General features: G+C 62.4%; 16 protein-coding genes. 6 read left to right on the forward strand and 10 right to left on the reverse strand.

The genetic code is table 11. From position 1 onward, the window contains the following. Nucleotides 1-17 precede the first annotated feature (17 nt). The 4 genes from ACQ3C8_RS02585 to panD all read right to left on the reverse strand — a co-directional run bounded on the left by ACQ3C8_RS02585 (nucleotide 18) and on the right by panD (nucleotide 3,898). The gene (locus ACQ3C8_RS02585; protein ID WP_428852342.1) at nucleotides 18-1,058 is read right to left on the reverse strand and encodes a response regulator; all 1,041 of its coding nucleotides are present in this window, start codon (nucleotides 1,056-1,058) and stop codon (nucleotides 18-20) included. Next, entirely contained in the window at nucleotides 1,055-2,449 is a 1,395-nt protein-coding gene (locus ACQ3C8_RS02590) for a sensor histidine kinase (RefSeq protein ID WP_428852343.1), read from the reverse strand. The genes ACQ3C8_RS02585 and ACQ3C8_RS02590 overlap by 4 nt, the downstream gene beginning before the upstream one ends. A 340-nt stretch (nucleotides 2,450-2,789) precedes the next feature. Next, nucleotides 2,790-3,212 carry a hypothetical protein gene (locus tag ACQ3C8_RS02595; protein WP_428852344.1) on the reverse strand — a complete coding sequence of 141 codons (423 nt, stop codon included), beginning with the start codon at nucleotides 3,210-3,212 and terminating at the stop codon, nucleotides 2,790-2,792. Nucleotides 3,213-3,535: 323 nt separating this feature from the next. Continuing rightward, nucleotides 3,536-3,898: an aspartate 1-decarboxylase gene (gene panD / locus ACQ3C8_RS02600; RefSeq protein WP_009523071.1), complete on the reverse strand. Its 363-nt coding sequence runs from the start codon at nucleotides 3,896-3,898 to the stop codon at nucleotides 3,536-3,538. A 236-nt stretch (nucleotides 3,899-4,134) separates the two neighbouring features. Between panD and ACQ3C8_RS02605 the strand changes: the two genes are divergently transcribed. After that, complete coding sequence (locus tag ACQ3C8_RS02605) at nucleotides 4,135-4,626, forward strand: NUDIX hydrolase (protein WP_428852345.1); 492 nt, start codon at nucleotides 4,135-4,137, stop codon at nucleotides 4,624-4,626. Between the two features lie 5 nt (nucleotides 4,627-4,631). Next, nucleotides 4,632-5,717 carry a tRNA 2-thiouridine(34) synthase MnmA gene (mnmA, locus tag ACQ3C8_RS02610; protein ID WP_428853017.1) on the forward strand — a complete coding sequence of 362 codons (1,086 nt, stop codon included), beginning with the start codon at nucleotides 4,632-4,634 and terminating at the stop codon, nucleotides 5,715-5,717. A gap of 56 nt (nucleotides 5,718-5,773) precedes the next feature. On the opposite strand, the gene ACQ3C8_RS02615 is transcribed toward mnmA, so the two are convergent. Continuing rightward, nucleotides 5,774-6,388 (reverse strand): glutathione S-transferase N-terminal domain-containing protein, encoded by a 615-nt coding sequence (locus ACQ3C8_RS02615; protein WP_428852346.1) that lies wholly within the window; start codon nucleotides 6,386-6,388, stop codon nucleotides 5,774-5,776. A 224-nt stretch (nucleotides 6,389-6,612) separates the two neighbouring features. Between ACQ3C8_RS02615 and purB the strand changes: the two genes are divergently transcribed. The 4 genes from purB (at nucleotide 6,613) to ACQ3C8_RS02635 (ending at nucleotide 10,117) form a co-directional block, all read left to right on the forward strand. Then, entirely contained in the window at nucleotides 6,613-7,983 is a 1,371-nt protein-coding gene (purB, locus tag ACQ3C8_RS02620) for an adenylosuccinate lyase (protein WP_428852347.1), read from the forward strand. 251 nt (nucleotides 7,984-8,234) lie between these two features. Next, nucleotides 8,235-8,792 (forward strand): cytochrome b, encoded by a 558-nt coding sequence (locus tag ACQ3C8_RS02625; protein WP_037030330.1) that lies wholly within the window; start codon nucleotides 8,235-8,237, stop codon nucleotides 8,790-8,792. A gap of 115 nt (nucleotides 8,793-8,907) precedes the next feature. After that, nucleotides 8,908-9,489 carry a YceI family protein gene (locus ACQ3C8_RS02630; RefSeq protein WP_428852348.1) on the forward strand — a complete coding sequence of 194 codons (582 nt, stop codon included), beginning with the start codon at nucleotides 8,908-8,910 and terminating at the stop codon, nucleotides 9,487-9,489. A gap of 40 nt (nucleotides 9,490-9,529) precedes the next feature. Beyond that, on the forward strand, nucleotides 9,530-10,117 hold the full coding sequence (locus ACQ3C8_RS02635; protein WP_009523078.1) for a YceI family protein: 588 nt from the start codon (nucleotides 9,530-9,532) through the stop codon (nucleotides 10,115-10,117). 95 nt (nucleotides 10,118-10,212) lie between these two features. On the opposite strand, the gene secF is transcribed toward ACQ3C8_RS02635, so the two are convergent. The 5 genes from secF to queA form a co-directional block, all read right to left on the reverse strand. Further along, nucleotides 10,213-11,184, reverse strand: coding sequence for a protein translocase subunit SecF (gene secF, locus ACQ3C8_RS02640; RefSeq protein ID WP_009523079.1), 972 nt, complete (start codon nucleotides 11,182-11,184; stop codon nucleotides 10,213-10,215). An 84-nt stretch (nucleotides 11,185-11,268) separates the two neighbouring features. Further along, nucleotides 11,269-13,143 carry a protein translocase subunit SecD gene (gene secD, locus ACQ3C8_RS02645; RefSeq protein WP_037030331.1) on the reverse strand — a complete coding sequence of 625 codons (1,875 nt, stop codon included), beginning with the start codon at nucleotides 13,141-13,143 and terminating at the stop codon, nucleotides 11,269-11,271. 138 nt (nucleotides 13,144-13,281) lie between these two features. Beyond that, nucleotides 13,282-13,608 carry a preprotein translocase subunit YajC gene (gene yajC / locus ACQ3C8_RS02650; RefSeq protein WP_428852349.1) on the reverse strand — a complete coding sequence of 109 codons (327 nt, stop codon included), beginning with the start codon at nucleotides 13,606-13,608 and terminating at the stop codon, nucleotides 13,282-13,284. Nucleotides 13,609-13,742: 134 nt separating this feature from the next. Next, entirely contained in the window at nucleotides 13,743-14,882 is a 1,140-nt protein-coding gene (tgt, locus tag ACQ3C8_RS02655) for a tRNA guanosine(34) transglycosylase Tgt (protein WP_428852350.1), read from the reverse strand. Continuing rightward, nucleotides 14,876-15,988: a tRNA preQ1(34) S-adenosylmethionine ribosyltransferase-isomerase QueA gene (gene queA, locus ACQ3C8_RS02660; protein ID WP_428852351.1), complete on the reverse strand. Its 1,113-nt coding sequence runs from the start codon at nucleotides 15,986-15,988 to the stop codon at nucleotides 14,876-14,878. The genes tgt and queA overlap by 7 nt, the downstream gene beginning before the upstream one ends. Between the last annotated feature and the right edge of the window lie 212 nt (nucleotides 15,989-16,200).

Consider the following 16,200-nt stretch of genomic DNA (forward strand, 5'->3'; position numbering starts at 1 on the left):
CTTCCCTGGGCCTGTGCCTAGCGCAGGCCCAGCATCTGGTCTGGGTCGCTGTCGAACGCCCGGATGAAGCTGAAATGGTTCGTGATGTTCTGCGGCAGCAGGTGCTTGGGCATCTCGAACAGGCCGTAGTAGTAGGTTTCCTTTCCTTCGATCGGCGTCGCTTTCACGCAGTAGTCGATCCATTCCACACAGGCCGGGGTGTACATCCCGGCACCCGGCCAGAAGAACGGCACCAGTTCCAGGTTCTGCAACCCGCTGATCAGGGCCTCGGGCGCATCGTAGGCCTCCGCGGCTTCCACGTGCGTGAGCAGGCCCGCTTCCGTCTCGATTACCATCAGGTGTGCCTTGCCATCGCGTGCCAGCATCAGCAGGCCAGACGGATTCGGGTACAGGTAATACTCGACCAGCTGGTACTGCTGCATGATGCCTTCCACCGCCCGGGCCACTGCCGGATCCGACAGGAAGGCATAGGAGTGCCGGCGCAGCAGGTCGTACATGGTGTATGTCTGCTCGATGAAATATTCCTTCTGCAACTGGGCCAGGTCGGCCTCCAGCGTCGGCAGCGAGCCGTCACTGCCCTTGCGCACATAGCGGTCGATCAGGCCTTCGTTGAAGCCGCGTACGGCAACCAGTTCGGTGGCCGTGCCGGTTAGCAGGATCGTCTTGCAGGGCAGGTCGCGCAGTGATTCGCAGAACGTCAGTCCGTCCATTTGTGGCATTTCATAGTCGACAATCACCACGGCAGGCTGCAGAAAACGGCGGATATCGTGGATTTGCCGGAAGATGTGGTCCACTTCCAGCTGGACGGTGCGGCGCTCGAGAGAGAAGGTCAGGTCGTCGTGCGAAACGCGCAGCGGTGGCGCTGACTTCTGCTCGTTGGCGAACCAGTTCTTGAGCCAGGCAGCCGCCTTGTGTACATCGTCGAAAGTCACGACCGGCTGAAACGTCGACAGCTGAAAAGCCGCGCTTTCCAGAAATGCAGTGTCGTCGTCAACCAGCACAACCAATGTCGGGTGGTAGCAAACGGGGAGCTGTGTCGATTTCTGAGGGTTTGTCATGCTTCAGCTTTTCCTTGGTCAGCCTTGGACAGACTGGCGCCCGAATTGTCAGAGGAGGTGGCCGGCGATCCGCTCGGGCTGGATACCGGGGGAAAGGCGATCGTGAATTCCGTGAATTCTCCCACGACCGAGCGGCACTGGATGGTGGCATCCCAGGTCGACAGCACCTCCCGGCAAAATGCCAGGCCGATGCCAGTGCTGCTGCTTTCCGGATACGAATAAAAGCGCCGGAAGATATGCGGCAACTGGGCCTTGGCAATGCCGGGCCCCGTATCGCGGAAGACCATCACGGTGCCGCGCTTGCGCGGTTGCACGGTAATCTCGATCTCGCCCTTGCGTACCGATTTGATCGCGCGCAGGGCGTTCTTCAACAAGTTTGTGACCACCAACGTAAACAGTTCCCGATTGCCATGGGCAATATGGCCTGCGCCGGGTGTGAAATGGACCAGATTCTCCTGCCCGTCCATGAACGGGTAGCGCTGGATGGCCTCGGTCACGGCCGCATCGATGTCGAAGGTCATGGCGTCGCCGCCGGGATTCGGCCGGTGGGCGCTGGTCAGCAGTAGTTCGATCGTCGTATTCATGCGCCGCACGTCGAAATCGATGCGCTGCGCCAGGGTATTCATGTGGCCGAGGCGCGAGGCCGGAATGTAGTCCTCCATGGCCTCGGGCGGATTCTTCTCGTAGACCCGCACCAGCGTGGGCAGGAACTTCTCCAGCCCGCGCACGCTGCCGCTTACGCTCAGCAGCGGGGTGCGCAGTTCGTGTGCGACCGAGCTCAGTGCCGTTGCCATGCCGTCGAGCTTTTCCTGGGTCAGGATCTCGCGGTCGATCTTGCCAGCGTAAATGATGACGATGGCAAAACCCGCAATAGGAATATAGGCCAGCACCGGCGAGGTCGAGGTGATGGGCGGGCCGCCGATGATGAAGTAGAGCGCGAAGGCCGCCAGCGCGCCGATGACCAGCGATGCCGTCGCAATGCGATCGTCGAAATAATAAAGCGCGAATACCGCAATCAGCAGGGATTGGCCCCATACCGCCGAGCCCCCGTTCATCAGCAGCATGAAGGTGAAGAAAAAGGGCAGGGCGTACGTCAGCACGAAGTGGAAGTACCACACGAACCAGCGTGATGGGCGGAAATAACGGATGAACAGCAGTGGCAGGAACAGCACCATGCCCAGCACCCGCAGCCCCAGGTTTTCGTAGGGCTGCGGAAAGATATAGCGCCAGATGATGTAGTACGAGGGGAAACCGATCAGGGCGACGAGGCCGATGATGAGCAGGCGGTGCAGGCGAATCTGCTTCTCGTACCCAGGAGGGACGATATCGTGCGCGCGCGTCAGCAATATGCGGCTGGTGCGGCGGAATTTGAGCAGCAGGGACGGTAGCATGGATGGCCGGTCGGAGCGCCTTGTTCGTGAGGTGTGGCCTAGCGGGACATCCGCTGGTCCCCATTATTCCATACCTTCCCGGCTGGCCGGCCTCATCGTGTGGGGTGGCTGGCAGGCATCCCGCGCATGCCAGAAAGGCAAGCATTAAAAAGTGTATTTTTTGTCACATTATCACATCAGGCCGTCGAGGTGGCGCTTTGCAGGCGCGCCTCGGTGTGACACGGTGGCATGGGCATGGCGGCACGGCCGCACGGGCAAGGAGAAACACTGGAGGCAAGGTAGAGGCGATCGCCAGCCGTGATGCGATGAATGAATCGCAAACCAACTGATGCATCGATACTCAATCGAGTTCTGAGGGCGGCAACAGGTAGGGTTCCGCATGCCCGCCATCGCGGGTCAGGTTGAAGCGGCGGATCGTGGCATCCACTTCCAGCTTGCGGCCGGGGTGATGCTGGGCAAACCGGTCCAGCGTGGCGCGGATCGCCTGGCGGACGGTTCGCACGTCATAGTCGCACGACGGCATGGCGCCGGTTGCGGCCTGGGCCAGGGCGCTCGCGGTGTAGTAGCAGGTGCCATCGTCACGCTGCACGATACGCAGAGACCAGCCCTCCTTGCCGCTGAAGCCCGTGTTTGGCGGCAATACCTGGGCAAGGAAGAAATGCACTGGGGCGGCAGGCGTAATCAGGAAATGCAGGCAGCTGAAGAGCGGAGCGAGCGCATCGCCCGGTTCATGGGGCGGGGTGTACTGGTACTGAAACTCCATGGCCTTGGCGTCTGGACGGGAAACGGTGATGAAAAACGGGGCGCATGCAACCGGGGGAATACCGGAGCACGATGGACGCATCTTGGCAGAGATCGCTCCCGGGAGATGCCGATGGCTTTTGTGAAATTTCTAAGAAATTGTTAAACGTTCCGCATGCCGGCACGGCGTGAAAAAAGCCCGCGGATGCGGGCTTTGATGAGCGGCGATTCCGGCGCGATTCTGGCGAGATGGCTAGCGAAGGATCTACCGGCCTCAGGCCCTGCCCACACATGCTGTACCACGGGGATGTGGGCGACGCTTCGGCGGCTGCCGGACCAGCCCGCTCAGATGGCCTTGATCTCGTTGATCCGGTTGCCTTCGCCGAGCAGTACCAGCTTGGGCTTGTATTCGGCAGCCTCGGCCTCGCTCATCGGCGCGTAGGTGCAGATGATCAGCAGGTCGCCCAGATGGGCGCGCCGCGCCGCCGCGCCGTTCAGCGAAATCTCGCCGCTGCCGCGCTTACCCTTGATGGCATAGGTAGAAAAACGCTCGCCGTTGTTGACGTTGTACAGCTCGATGCGCTCGTACTCGCGGATATCGGCGGCGTCCATCAGGTTCTCGTCGATGCCGCACGAGCCCTCATAATGCAGGTCGGCCTGCGTGACGGTCGCACGGTGCAGCTTGGCGCGCAGCATATTACGTTGCATGTATCGAAACTCCAGTCAGAGATGTGCTCAAAATGATTCCGATGCTGTGATGTCGCCTCGCCGCTTTTGCCGTACTTTTCGTTGTACTGTCTGAGGCTGCATCCTTGAGTGCCCGCAGCTTACCGTAAATTGCTGCAACTGCGTAATATCTGACTGTGCGCACCAGGAAAGCGTCTCATGCCAGCGCCGAGGCGCCGCTGACGATAAAATGCCGCATTGCTTCCTGAAATCCGTTCATGTCATCACTCTGGAAAACCAGCGTCACCGTCGCCGCCGTGATTGAGCGCGATGGGCGCTTTCTCCTCGTCGAGGAGCATACCCACGAGGGTTTGCGCCTCAATCAGCCCGCCGGTCACCTCGATCCCAACGAGAGCCTGGCGGATGCCGTGGCGCGCGAAACGCTCGAGGAAACCGCCCATGTGTTTCGCCCGACCGGCTGGCTTGGCTGTTATCTCGGTCGGTTCCACTCGTCGCGCACGCAGGAAGATGTGACTTATACGCGCTTCACGTTCGTGGGAGAGCTCGGCGCGTTCGATCCGGCGCGCCCGCTCGACGACGGCATCGTCCGCACGGTGTGGATGACCGCGGATGAGGTGCGAGCCTGTCCGGAGCGGCATCGCAGCCCCCTCGTGATGGCCTGCATCGATGACTATCTGGCCGGGCGGCGTCTGCCGCTCGACGCGCTGTATACCCACCCCAGCGTGCTGACGGCTCCGGAGGGCGCATGACGAGCATCGCGAAGAAGCGCGTAGTGATCGGCATGTCCGGCGGCGTCGACTCGTCGGTTTCGGCGTGGCTGCTCAAGCAGCAAGGCTACGAGGTCGTCGGCCTGTTCATGAAGAACTGGGAAGACGATGACAATAGCGAGTACTGCTCGACGCGGCAGGACTGGATCGATGTCGTTTCGGTCGCGGACCTGATCGGCGTGGATGTCGAAGCCGTCAACTTTGCCAGCGAATACAAGGACCGGGTGTTCGCCGACTTCCTGCGCGAGTACTCCGCCGGCCGCACGCCGAATCCCGATGTGCTGTGCAACGCCGAGATCAAGTTCAAAGCCTTTCTCGACCACGCCGTCGCCATGGGAGCGGAGCAGATCGCCACGGGCCATTACGCACGCGTGCGGCAGGCCGGCGATGGCCGTTTCGAACTGCTGAAGGCTTGTGATGCCAGCAAGGACCAGAGCTATTTCCTGCACCGGCTGAACCAGTACCAGCTGTCGCGCACGCTCTTTCCGCTCGGCGAGATCCCCAAGACCAGGGTGCGCGAGATCGCCGCGCAGATCGGCCTGCCGAATGCGGCCAAGAAGGATTCGACCGGTATCTGCTTCATCGGGGAGCGGCCGTTCCGCGAATTCCTTAACCGTTATCTGCCGACCCGACCCGGGCCGATGAAAACGTCAGATGGGAAGGTCGTCGGCGAACATATCGGGCTGGCGTTCTACACGCTCGGCCAGCGCAAGGGGATCGGCCTGGGCGGCAGCCGCGATGGCAGCGGCGATGCATGGTATGTGGCGCGCAAGGACATGGCGGAGAACACGCTGTATGTCGTCCAGGGCCATGACCATCCCTGGCTGTTGAGCGACACCGTGCACGCCGCGGATCTCAGCTGGGTGGCCGGCGAAGCGCCTGCAGAAGGCCGGCGCATTGGCGCCAAGACGCGCTATCGGCAGGCCGACGCGCCAGGCGTGGTGCAGCGTGCTGCACCAGAGGCGCTCGATGTCCATTTCGACGCCGCGCAATGGGCCGTCACGCCGGGGCAGTCGCTGGTGCTGTATGACGGCGACGTCTGCCTGGGCGGTGGCATCATCCAATCTGCCTGACAGGGCGCGCGCGGACGCGCGCTGCGACGCGGCGCCTTGCACGCGACATTGCGCTCTCAGGCGGCGCGCGGCGCTGTATCGATGAACGACTGGCGCTTGCCGAGTTTTTCCTGGTAGGCCGCCAGATTCGCATGATCGGCGCGCCAGTCGATTTCCGGAAACCGGAAGTCCAACCACTCGAGCGTGCAGCCCACGGCAATGTCAGCCAGCGTCAGATGATTGTTGATGCACCAGGTGCGATCGCCGAGGCCCTTGCTCATTGCCGCCAGGCCGTCGGAAACCTTCAGCATCTGCCGATCGATCCACGCCTGGCTGCGCAGGTGCGGCTCGCGCAGGGTCATTTCCAGGCGGACCAGTACCGCGGCATCGAGCACGCCATCGGCTAGCGCCTCCCAGCAACGGGTCTCGATGCGTTCCCGGCCCGTGGTCGGGAACAGTCGGCCCACCGGCGAGAGTGTGTCGATGTACTCCACGATCACGCTCGAATCGAACAGCGCACCGCCGTCGTCCATGATCAGGCAGGGCACCTTGCCGAGCGGATTCGACTGGTGAATCTCGGAATCCGCTGACCACACATCTTCCAGCACCAGCGGACATTCAATCTTTTTCTCTGCCAGCACCACGCGCACCTTGCGCACGTAAGGGCTGCCGAGCGAGCCAATCAGCTTCATAGTCGTTCTTCCTCAACAACCGGCGAGTATACCTTTCCCCGCCCGCTTGGGGGGATACCTGTGGCGTATTCGCCGTATCGGGCACACGGGCGCATGTCCCGCCCGGTGGTAAAATCACGGTTTGTCCGATGGGCTAGCCGCCGCTGGCCCATTGCTTCGCTGTCATTATCCGCGGCGGCCCGTCTCCGTGCGCCGCCTGTCCCGACTTTTCACCGGTAGTCCGCATGTCCACGCTCTCCGCCCTGACCGCACTTTCTCCCATCGATGGCCGTTATGCCGCCAAAGCCGACGCGCTGCGCGACTGGCTGTCCGAAGCCGCTTTCATGAAACATCGCGTCAAGGTCGAGGTGCACTGGCTGATCGCCCTGTCGCAAGCCGGCCTCGCCGATGTCCCGGCATTCTCGGCGGCGTCCGAGCAGGCGTTGCTGCAGCTCGTGGAGCGCTTCAGCGAAGCGGATGCCGCGCGCATCAAGGAAATCGAGGCGGTCACCAACCATGATGTGAAGGCCGTCGAATACTGGCTCAAGGAACAGGTCAAGGGCAACGCCGAGCTGGAAGCCGCCAGCGAGTTCATCCATTTCGCCTGCACCTCGGAAGACATCAACAATACCTCGCACGGCATGATGCTCAAGGGCGCGCGTAGCGAAGTCGTGCTCCCAGCCCTGCGCAAGGTGCATGCACGCCTGGTCGAGCTGGCCCACGCCAATGCTACCCAGCCGATGCTGTCGCGCACCCATGGCCAGCCGGCCAGCCCGACCACGCTGGGCAAGGAACTCGCCAACGTGGCACAGCGCCTGGCGCGTGCCATGCAGCGCATCGAGGCTGTTGAACTGCTCGGCAAGATGAATGGCGCGGTCGGCAACTACAACGCGCACCTGTCGGCCTACCCCGACTTCGACTGGGAGGCGTTCTCGCGCCGCGTGGTGGAAGAGCGCCTGGGTCTCACGTTCAACCCGTACACCATCCAGATCGAGCCGCACGACTACATGGCCGAGCTGTTCGATGCCGTGGCCCGCGCCAACACGATCCTGCTCGATCTGAACCGCGACATCTGGGGTTATATCTCGGTCGGTTACTTCAAGCAGAAGACCAAGGCCGGCGAAATCGGCTCGTCGACCATGCCGCACAAGGTCAACCCGATCGACTTCGAGAACTCCGAAGGCAACCTCGGGCTCGCCAACGCTGTGTTGCGCCACCTCTCGGAAAAACTGCCGGTGTCGCGCTGGCAGCGTGACCTCACCGATTCCACCGTGCTGCGTAACATCGGCGTGGCGCTGGGTTATGGCCTGCTGGCCTACGAGGCCTGCCTGCGCGGCCTGAACAAGCTGGAAACCAATGCCGAGCGCCTCAACGAAGACCTCGACAACTGCTGGGAGGTGCTGGCCGAACCGGTGCAAACCGTGATGCGGCGGTACGGCGTGCCCAACCCGTACGAGCAGCTCAAGGAACTGACGCGCGGCAAGGGCATTTCGCAGGATGGGCTGCGCGCCTTCATCGCCACGCTGGCGATTCCCGAGGTCGAAAAGGCCCGCCTGCTGGAAATGACGCCGGCCAGCTATATTGGCCGTGCGGTCGAACTGGCGCGCCGGGTGTAACGAACAACAGCACAACAGGTGCGTCTCGCTGGCGCATGCCGGTGTCTGGAGCCGCAACGGCAACGTTGCGGCTTTTTTCGTTGCGGGACGCTATCCGGATAGCGAGCCATTTCTCAACGCCCACAATGACGCAAACGCGGGCGAGGCGTGGATTACGGGTGTCCAACAGCATCACAAAATTTGAACAAATCCGTGAACTTCACCTGTTCCGGGCAGCCCAACCGCAGGCAATAATCGCAACTGCACAATCAATGGAGTTCTCCATGGCAGCAACCTCCGGCTATACGCGTACCGCTATCGGTCTGCACTGGCTGATTGCCCTGCTGATCATCGGCGGCTTTGCGGTCGGCCTGTACATGACCAGCCTGGAAGGCCTGTCGCTGACCAAGCTGAAACTCTATTCATGGCACAAATGGATCGGCGTGACGGTCTTCCTGCTGGCGCTCCTGCGCGTCATCTGGCGGTTCGTTCATGGCGCGCCTTCCGTGGTGCCGGGCATGCCGGCCTGGCAGGCGCGTGCAGCGCATGCTGCCCACCTGCTGCTGTATGTACTGATTGTGGCTGTGCCGCTTACCGGCTTTCTCATGAGTCAGGCTGCGGGTATCCCCGTAGTCTATTTCGGGCTCTGGGAGCTGCCCACCGTGGTGGCTTCCGACGAAGCACTCAAGGCGGGAATGCAGCAGGCCCATGTCATACTGAATTACCTGATGGCGGCGCTGGTAGCTGTCCATGCGCTGGCAGCATTCAAGCATCATTTCATCCATCGCGATGGCACGCTGGCGCGCATGCTGCCTTTTATCAAATCGTAAGCGATACGGACGACATGATGCAGGCACGGCTACCTGTACCGGATGCGACGGTCGCCATGCGCCGGTCTGCCTTGCTTCATGCCGCTCATCTTTCCAAGCACAGGAGTCATCCGCAATGAAACGATTCTTCCATGGCCGTGCACTTGCTGTCAGCGCCGTGCTAGCGACTGCCGCCCTGGCGTCCCACCTGGCCGTGGCGCAGGTCGATGCTGCCAAGAGTTCCGTGACCGCCGTGGCGCGCCAGATCGGCGTGCCGATGGAGGGTAAGTTCAAGCGTTTCGACGCGACCGTCAATTTCAATACTGCCCAGCTGGCCAGCTCGCACGCCCGCGTGGAGATCGACATGGCCTCGTTCGAGATCGGTGACGCCGTTACGACCAAGGAGCTGCGCGGCAAGGACTGGTTCGACACCGCCAAGTACCCCAAGGCCACATTCGTTTCCTCGAGCATCAAGCCGGCCGGCACAAACCGCTACGAGGTCGCCGGCAAACTGACCATCAAGGGCAAGACCGTGGATATGGTCGTGCCAGCCACATACCGCGCCGAAGGCGCCAGCCAGGTGTTCGAAGGCACGCTGCCGATCAAGCGCAATGCCTTCAATATCGGTGACGGCGAATGGAAGGACACGTCCGTCGTGGCCGATGAAGTCCAGATCAAGTTCCGGATCGTCACTGCGGGGACCGCAGCCAAGAAGTAAGGTCCCTGTTCCTCAACCCATGTATCCATCAGGAGAAAAGATGAAATTGCGTTCCGCCGTGGTTGCCACCGCCGCCGCCGTTGCCGCCCTGACCGCTGGCATCGCCTTTGCCGCTCCGGTCACCTATAACCTCGATCCGAGCCACACCTACCCGAGCTTCGAAGCCGATCATATGGGCATCTCGAAGTGGCGCGGCAAGTTCACCAAGACATCGGGCACGGTCAAGCTGGACCGCGCGGCCAAGAGCGGCAGCATCGACGTGAAGATCGATGCGGCTTCCATCGACTTCGGCCACGCCAAGATGACGCAGCACGCCAAGTCGCCGGATATGTTCGATGTCGAGGCTTATCCCGATATCACCTACAAGGGCAAGTTCACCAAGTTCAATGGCGATGTGCCGACGGAAGCTGAAGGCGAGCTGTCGCTGCATGGCGTGACCAAGCCGGTTAAGCTCGAGATTCGCGAATTCAAGTGCATCCAGCACCCGATGCTCAAGCGTGAAGCTTGCGGCGCGGACGTGTACGGTACCTTCAATCGCGCCGATTTCGGCATCGATTACGGCGTGAAGATGGGCTTCAAACCGGAGGTCAAGCTGGCCATTCAGGTGGAAGGCGTCAAAGCCGACTGATGACCGTGATGGCAGATCCGGGCCAACCGGTTCAGCCGCCAAAGAAAAAGCCCGTCCTTGTGGACGGGCTTTTTTTGTGCCGGACGCTGCAGTACTCAGACCTGTGCGCCGTAGTTCGGGTCTTCCTGGCCCGAGTCGTCCTTGCGCGGATCGGCCTTGACCAGGTCCTCGCGCTTCACGCCCAGCCACATGCAGATCGCAGCCGCCACGAACACCGACGAGTAGATGCCGAACAGGATGCCGATCGTCAGCGCCAGCGAGAAGTAGTGCAGCGTCGCGCCGCCGAAGATCAGCATGGAGACCACCATCATCTCGGTCGAGCCGTGCGTGATGATGGTGCGCGAGATCGTTCCGGTGATGGCGGAGTTGATTACTTCCTCGGTCGATAGCTTGCGGTACTTGCGGAAATTTTCACGGATCCGGTCGAAGATCACCACCGACTCGTTCACCGAATATCCCAGTACTGCGAGCACGGCGGCCAGTACCGACAGCGAGAATTCCCACTGGAAGAAGGCAAAGAACCCCATGATGATAATGACATCATGCAGGTTGGCAATGATGCCTGCCACGGCGAACTTCCATTCGAAGCGGAACGCCAGGTAGACCATGATGCCGACGATCACGAACAGCAATGCCATCAGGCCATCGGTTGCGAGTTCCTTGCCGACCTGTGGGCCGACGAACTCGACGCGCTTGAGTTCGACCGTGGCATCACCAGCCTTCAGTGCGGACATGACCTGTTCGCTCTGCTTGGCGGTCGACACTACTTCGCCGGTGGCGGTTTTCTGCAGCGGCAGGCGGATCATGACGTCCCGCGAGGTACCGAAATTCTGTACCTGCACGTCGGTATACCCCAATGAGGACACCGTGCCGCGCACCTTGTCGAGCTCGGCTGGCTGGCTGTAGGTCACTTCCATCACCGTACCGCCGGTGAACTCGATCGACAGGTGCAGGCCTTTGTGCCAGATAAAGAACACCGCAGCAAAGAACGTGGCGAACGAGATCACATTGAAGATCAGCGCATGCCGCATGAAGGGGATGGTGCGCCGGATTCGGAAAAATTCCATGTGTTGCCCTTGGTTACCGGTTGCGGCGGGCTGCGTATCGCAATGCGTATTGCTGCAGCCAGCCAGTCGTCAGTGTGTCGATGCTTACTTGGTGGCGGTGTCTGGATCTGGCTTCCACACCGTGCCGATCGAAATCGACTGCAGGCGCTTCTTGCGGCCGTACCACAGGTTCACCAAGCCGCGCGCGAAGAACACGGCGGAGAACATCGACGTCAGGATCCCCAGGCAATGGACCACGGCAAAGCCACGTACCGGGCCCGAGCCGAATGCCAGCAGTGCCAGGCCGGCAATCAGCGTGGTCACGTTGGAGTCCAGAATCGTCGCCCAGGCGCGTTCGAAACCGTGCGTAATGGCAGCCTGTGGCGAAGCGCCGCCACGCAGTTCTTCACGGATCCGCTCGTTGACCAGCACGTTCGCATCGATGGCCATGCCCAGCACCAGCGCAATGGCGGCAATGCCCGGCAGGGTCAGCGTGGCCTGCAGCATGGACAGGATGGCGATCAGCATCAGCAGGTTGAACGCCAGCGCCAGCACCGAGAAAATGCCGAACAGCATGTAGTAGAGGATCATGAAGATGGCGATCGCGGCAAAGCCGTACAGCACCGAATCAAAACCCTTCTGGATATTGTCCGCACCCAGCGACGGGCCGATCGTGCGTTCCTCGATGATTTCCATCGGTGCGGCCAGCGAGCCGGCGCGCAGCAGCAGGGCCAGGTCATTGGCCTCGGTGGTGCTGTAGTTGCCGGTGATCTGGAAGCTGGTGCCCAGTTCCGACTGGATCGTCGCCACCGTCAGTACCTCGCCCTTGCCCTTCTCGAACAGCACGATGCCCATCGGCTTGCCGATATTCTCGCGCGACACGTCGCGCAGCACGCGGCCGCCCTGGCTGTCGAGCTTGATGTTCACGGAAGGACGCTGGTTCTGGTCGAAACCGGCCGAGGCGCTTTCGATGCGGTCGCCGGTGAAGATCACCTGCTTCTTCAGGATCACCGGGGCGCCATTGCCATGCAGGAACAGTTCGCTACCCAGCGGCACCGGGTCGCCCTCGCGCGGCACGCGCGGCGCGTCCGGATCGGCGAGGCGGGCTTCCAGCGTGGCGGTACGGCCGATGATGTCCTTGGCCTTGGCGGTGTCCTGCACGCCCGGCAACTGCACCACGATACGGTCGGCGCCTTGCTGCTGGATCACCGGCTCGGCCACGCCGAGTTCGTTCACGCGGTTGTGCAGCGTGGTGATGTTCTGCTTGACTGCCGTGTCCTGGACCTCGCGGCGCGCCGCATCGGTAAAGGTGCCGGTCAGTATGGTCATGCCATCCGCCGTGCTGCTCTGGAACGCCAGTTCGCGCAGCTGGTTGGCGAGGATGCTGCGAGCCTTGCTGGCATCGTCGGCGGATTCGAAGCGGATCGTCACGCCCTGGCTGTTGCGTTCGATGCCGTTGTGGCGCAGGCGCGCATCGCGCAGCAGGGTACGGGCGTCGCCGGCCAGGCCTTCAAGCTTCTTGTCGACCGCGCCTTTCATGTCAACCTGCAGCAGGAAGTGCACGCCACCGCGCAGGTCCAGGCCAAGGTACATCGGCAGCGCATGCAGCGATGTGAGCCAGCGCGGCGATCCGGACAGCAGGTTGAGTGCGACGATGTACGTGGGATCGGCGGCATCCGGATTGAGCGCGCGGCTCAGTGCATCCTTGGCACGCAGTTGCTCGTCGGTGGTACGAAAACGCGCTTTGACGCTGCCGGTGGGCCCGACCATGTCAAAGAACAGCCCATCAGGCCGGAGTTGCGCCGCATCCAGGATGTCTTCGACACGCTGTTGCATGCTGGCGTCGATCTTGACAGTGGCCTTGGCCGACGAGACCTGCACGGCAGGCGCTTCGCCGAAGAAATTCGGCAGGGTGTAGATCAGCCCGATGGCGAGCGCCACCAGAATGACGAGGTATTTCCAGAGCGGATAACGGTTCATCTTCGACCAGGCGTTCAGGTGCGTCGCGGGTTCCCGCACGGGAACCGGATACAACCGGTTGGCAAGACGCTGCCGCGCCACATGGCGGATACAGCGTTTGCGGGGCGTCCCCGCCGCGCGGGCGGGAACATCACATCATCAGATGCTCTTGAGCGTGCCCTTGGGCAGCACGTTGACCACCGCGTTCTTCTGCATGCTCACTTCGATGCCATCGGCGAGTTCGACAGACACGTACTGGTCGCCCACCTTGGTGACACGGCCCAGCAGGCCGCCAGCGGTAATCACTTCATCGCCCTTGGCCAGGGCTTCCAGCATGGCCTTGGTTTCCTTCTGGCGCTTCATCTGCGGACGGATCATGATGAACCACAGCACCACGAACATCAGGATGATGGGGAGAAAACTCATCAGGCCAGCGGCACCACCCGCACCCCCGGCGGATTGCGCAAAAGCGTTGGAAATCAGCACGTTACTTCTCCATTTGGTTTAATTCGTGAATCGGGCATTCTACCATCGTGAAATGCCTGTCAAGCCAATGTTTGGCCGGCAGGATCCAGCGTTTGAGCGGTTGAGGCTGCTGGTGTTCCCGCCGGTTGTCTCCTTTACTGCGCCCCACGCCCCCGATCCGCATGAAACCGCGCCACAAACGCGCTGAACTGTCCCGCGTCGATGGCATCGCGCATCTCGCGCATCAGTTCCAGGTAGTAGGACAAGTTGTGGATCGTGTTCAGCCGCGCGCCGAGGATCTCGCCGACGCGGTGCAGATGGTGCAGGTAGGCGCGCGAGAAGTTGCGGCAGGTGTAGCAGCCGCAGCTTTCGTCGAGCGGGCGCGGGTCGTTCTTATGGGCGGCGTTCTTGATCTTGATGTCGCCGTAGCGCGTGAACAGCCAGCCGTTGCGCGCATTGCGCGTGGGCATCACGCAGTCGAACATGTCCACGCCTGAGGCGACGCCGGCCACCAGGTCTTCGGGCGTGCCGACGCCCATCAGGTAGTGCGGTTTGTCGGCCGGCAGCTTGGGGCCGATGTGTTCGAGCACGCGCAGCATGTCTTCCTTGGGCTCGCCCACCGACAGGCCGCCGATGGCGTAGCCGTGGAAGCCGCCGTCGCCGGTGGCTTGCAGGCCGGCGAGCGATTCCTCGCGCAGGTCTTCGAACATGCCGCCCTGGACGATGCCGAACAGGGCATTGGGGTTTTCGCCGCGGTCGAATTCGTCACGCGAGCGCTTGCCCCAGCGCAGGCTCATGCGCATCGACTTGGCCGCTTCGTCGCGCGTGGCCGGGCGGCCGTCGATCTCGTACGGCGTGCATTCGTCGAACTGCATGACGATGTCGCTGTTGAGCGTGCGCTGGATCTGCATCGAGATCTCGGGCGACAGGAACAGTTTGTCGCCATTGACGGGCGAGGCGAAGGTCACGCCATCCTCGGTAATCTTGCGCAGGTCGCCCAGCGAAAATACCTGGAAACCGCCGGAGTCGGTGAGGATGGGTTTGTCCCAGCCGATGAAGCCGTGCAGGCCTTCGTGCGTGGCCACCACTTCCAGGCCGGGCCGCAGCCACAGGTGAAAGGTGTTGCCGAGGATGATCTGCGCGCCGATTTCGTTGAGTTCGAGCGGCGACATGGCCTTGACCGAGCCATAGGTGCCCACCGGCATGAAGATGGGCGTTTCGACCACGCCGTGGTTCAGCGTAAGGCGGCCGCGGCGCGCGTGGCCGTCGGTCTTGAGCAATTCGTATTTCAGCATGGCTGTCCCGGGGCAGGTTCAGGGTCGCGGCGCGTCAGGAACATCGCATCGCCGTAGCTGAAGAAGCGGTAGCGTTGTGCGATGGCATGACGGTAGGCCCGGCGGATCGGTTCCATGCCGGCGAGGGCGGAAACCAGCATCAGCAGGGTCGATTTGGGCAGGTGGAAATTGGTGATGAGCGCATCGATTACGCGGAAGCGGTAGCCCGGTGTGATGAAGATGTCGGTGTCGCCGCTGCCGGCGCGCACCGTGCCATCCGGCTCGGCCGCCGATTCGAGCGCACGCAGCGCCGTGGTGCCGACGGCGATGACGCGCCCGCCGGCCGCGCGCGTGGTCGCGATCTGGGCTGCCAGTTCCGGCGCAATGTTGTACCACTCGCTGTGCATGCGATGCTCGGCGACGTTTTCCACGCGCACCGGCTGGAACGTGCCAGCGCCCACGTGCAGGGTCAGGAACGCGCGCTGCACGCCCTTGGCGTCGAGCGCCGCAAATAGTTCGTCGTTGAAGTGCAGGCCGGCCGTGGGGGCGGCCACGGCGCCTGGATTCCGCGCATACACGGTCTGGTAGCGCGTTTCGTCCACGCTGTCGGGATCGTGCTCGATATACGGCGGCAGCGGCAGCCGGCCATGGCGTTCGATCAGGTCGAGGCAGGGTTCGGGAAAGCGCAGGGTGAAGAACGGCTCAGCGCGCGGCCCCACGGTCACGTCGAACGCATCGGCAAGGCGCAGTGTGCTGCCCTCGCGCGGCGACTTGCTGGCGCGAATCTGGGCCAGCACCGTGTGCGTATCCAGCACGCGCTCCACCAGCACCTCGACCTGGCCGCCGCTGGCCTTCTGCCCGAAAAAGCGTGCCTTGAGCACGCGCGTGTCGTTGAACACCAGCAGGTCGCCGGCACGCAGCAGGCCGACGATGTCGCGAAACTGGCGGTCATGCAGGCGCACGCCGGCCTCGGCCGTGGCGTCATTGCCTGCCACGTCTTCCACCACCAGCAGACGGCTGGCGGCGCGATCGGGCAGGGCGCTCTGGGCGATCAGCTCGGGCGGCAGATCGAAGTCGAAATCGGAGAGCAGCAACGGAAATTCCGGAAAATGGTCTGAACCCGCCATTGTAAACGGCCCGGCGGGGCAACGTTATAATGCGCCGTCGTGCCTCCGGGCTATCCTGCAGCACCGCGCGCCATGCGCCGTGCATGCCTTAAGCAGGGTCTGGCGGCGTGTGCATGGCCCCGTCAGCGCCTCGTGGCGCCGCTCTGCTCCGGTCGAGCGGTATCCCGGCAATGTGCCGACGGCCTCTGTGCTGTTTGCTCACTCATTCCGGC

Origin of the sequence: Imbroritus primus (genome assembly GCF_964332355.1) — a bacterium.
Classification (GTDB): Bacteria; Pseudomonadota; Gammaproteobacteria; order Burkholderiales; family Burkholderiaceae; genus Imbroritus; species Imbroritus primus.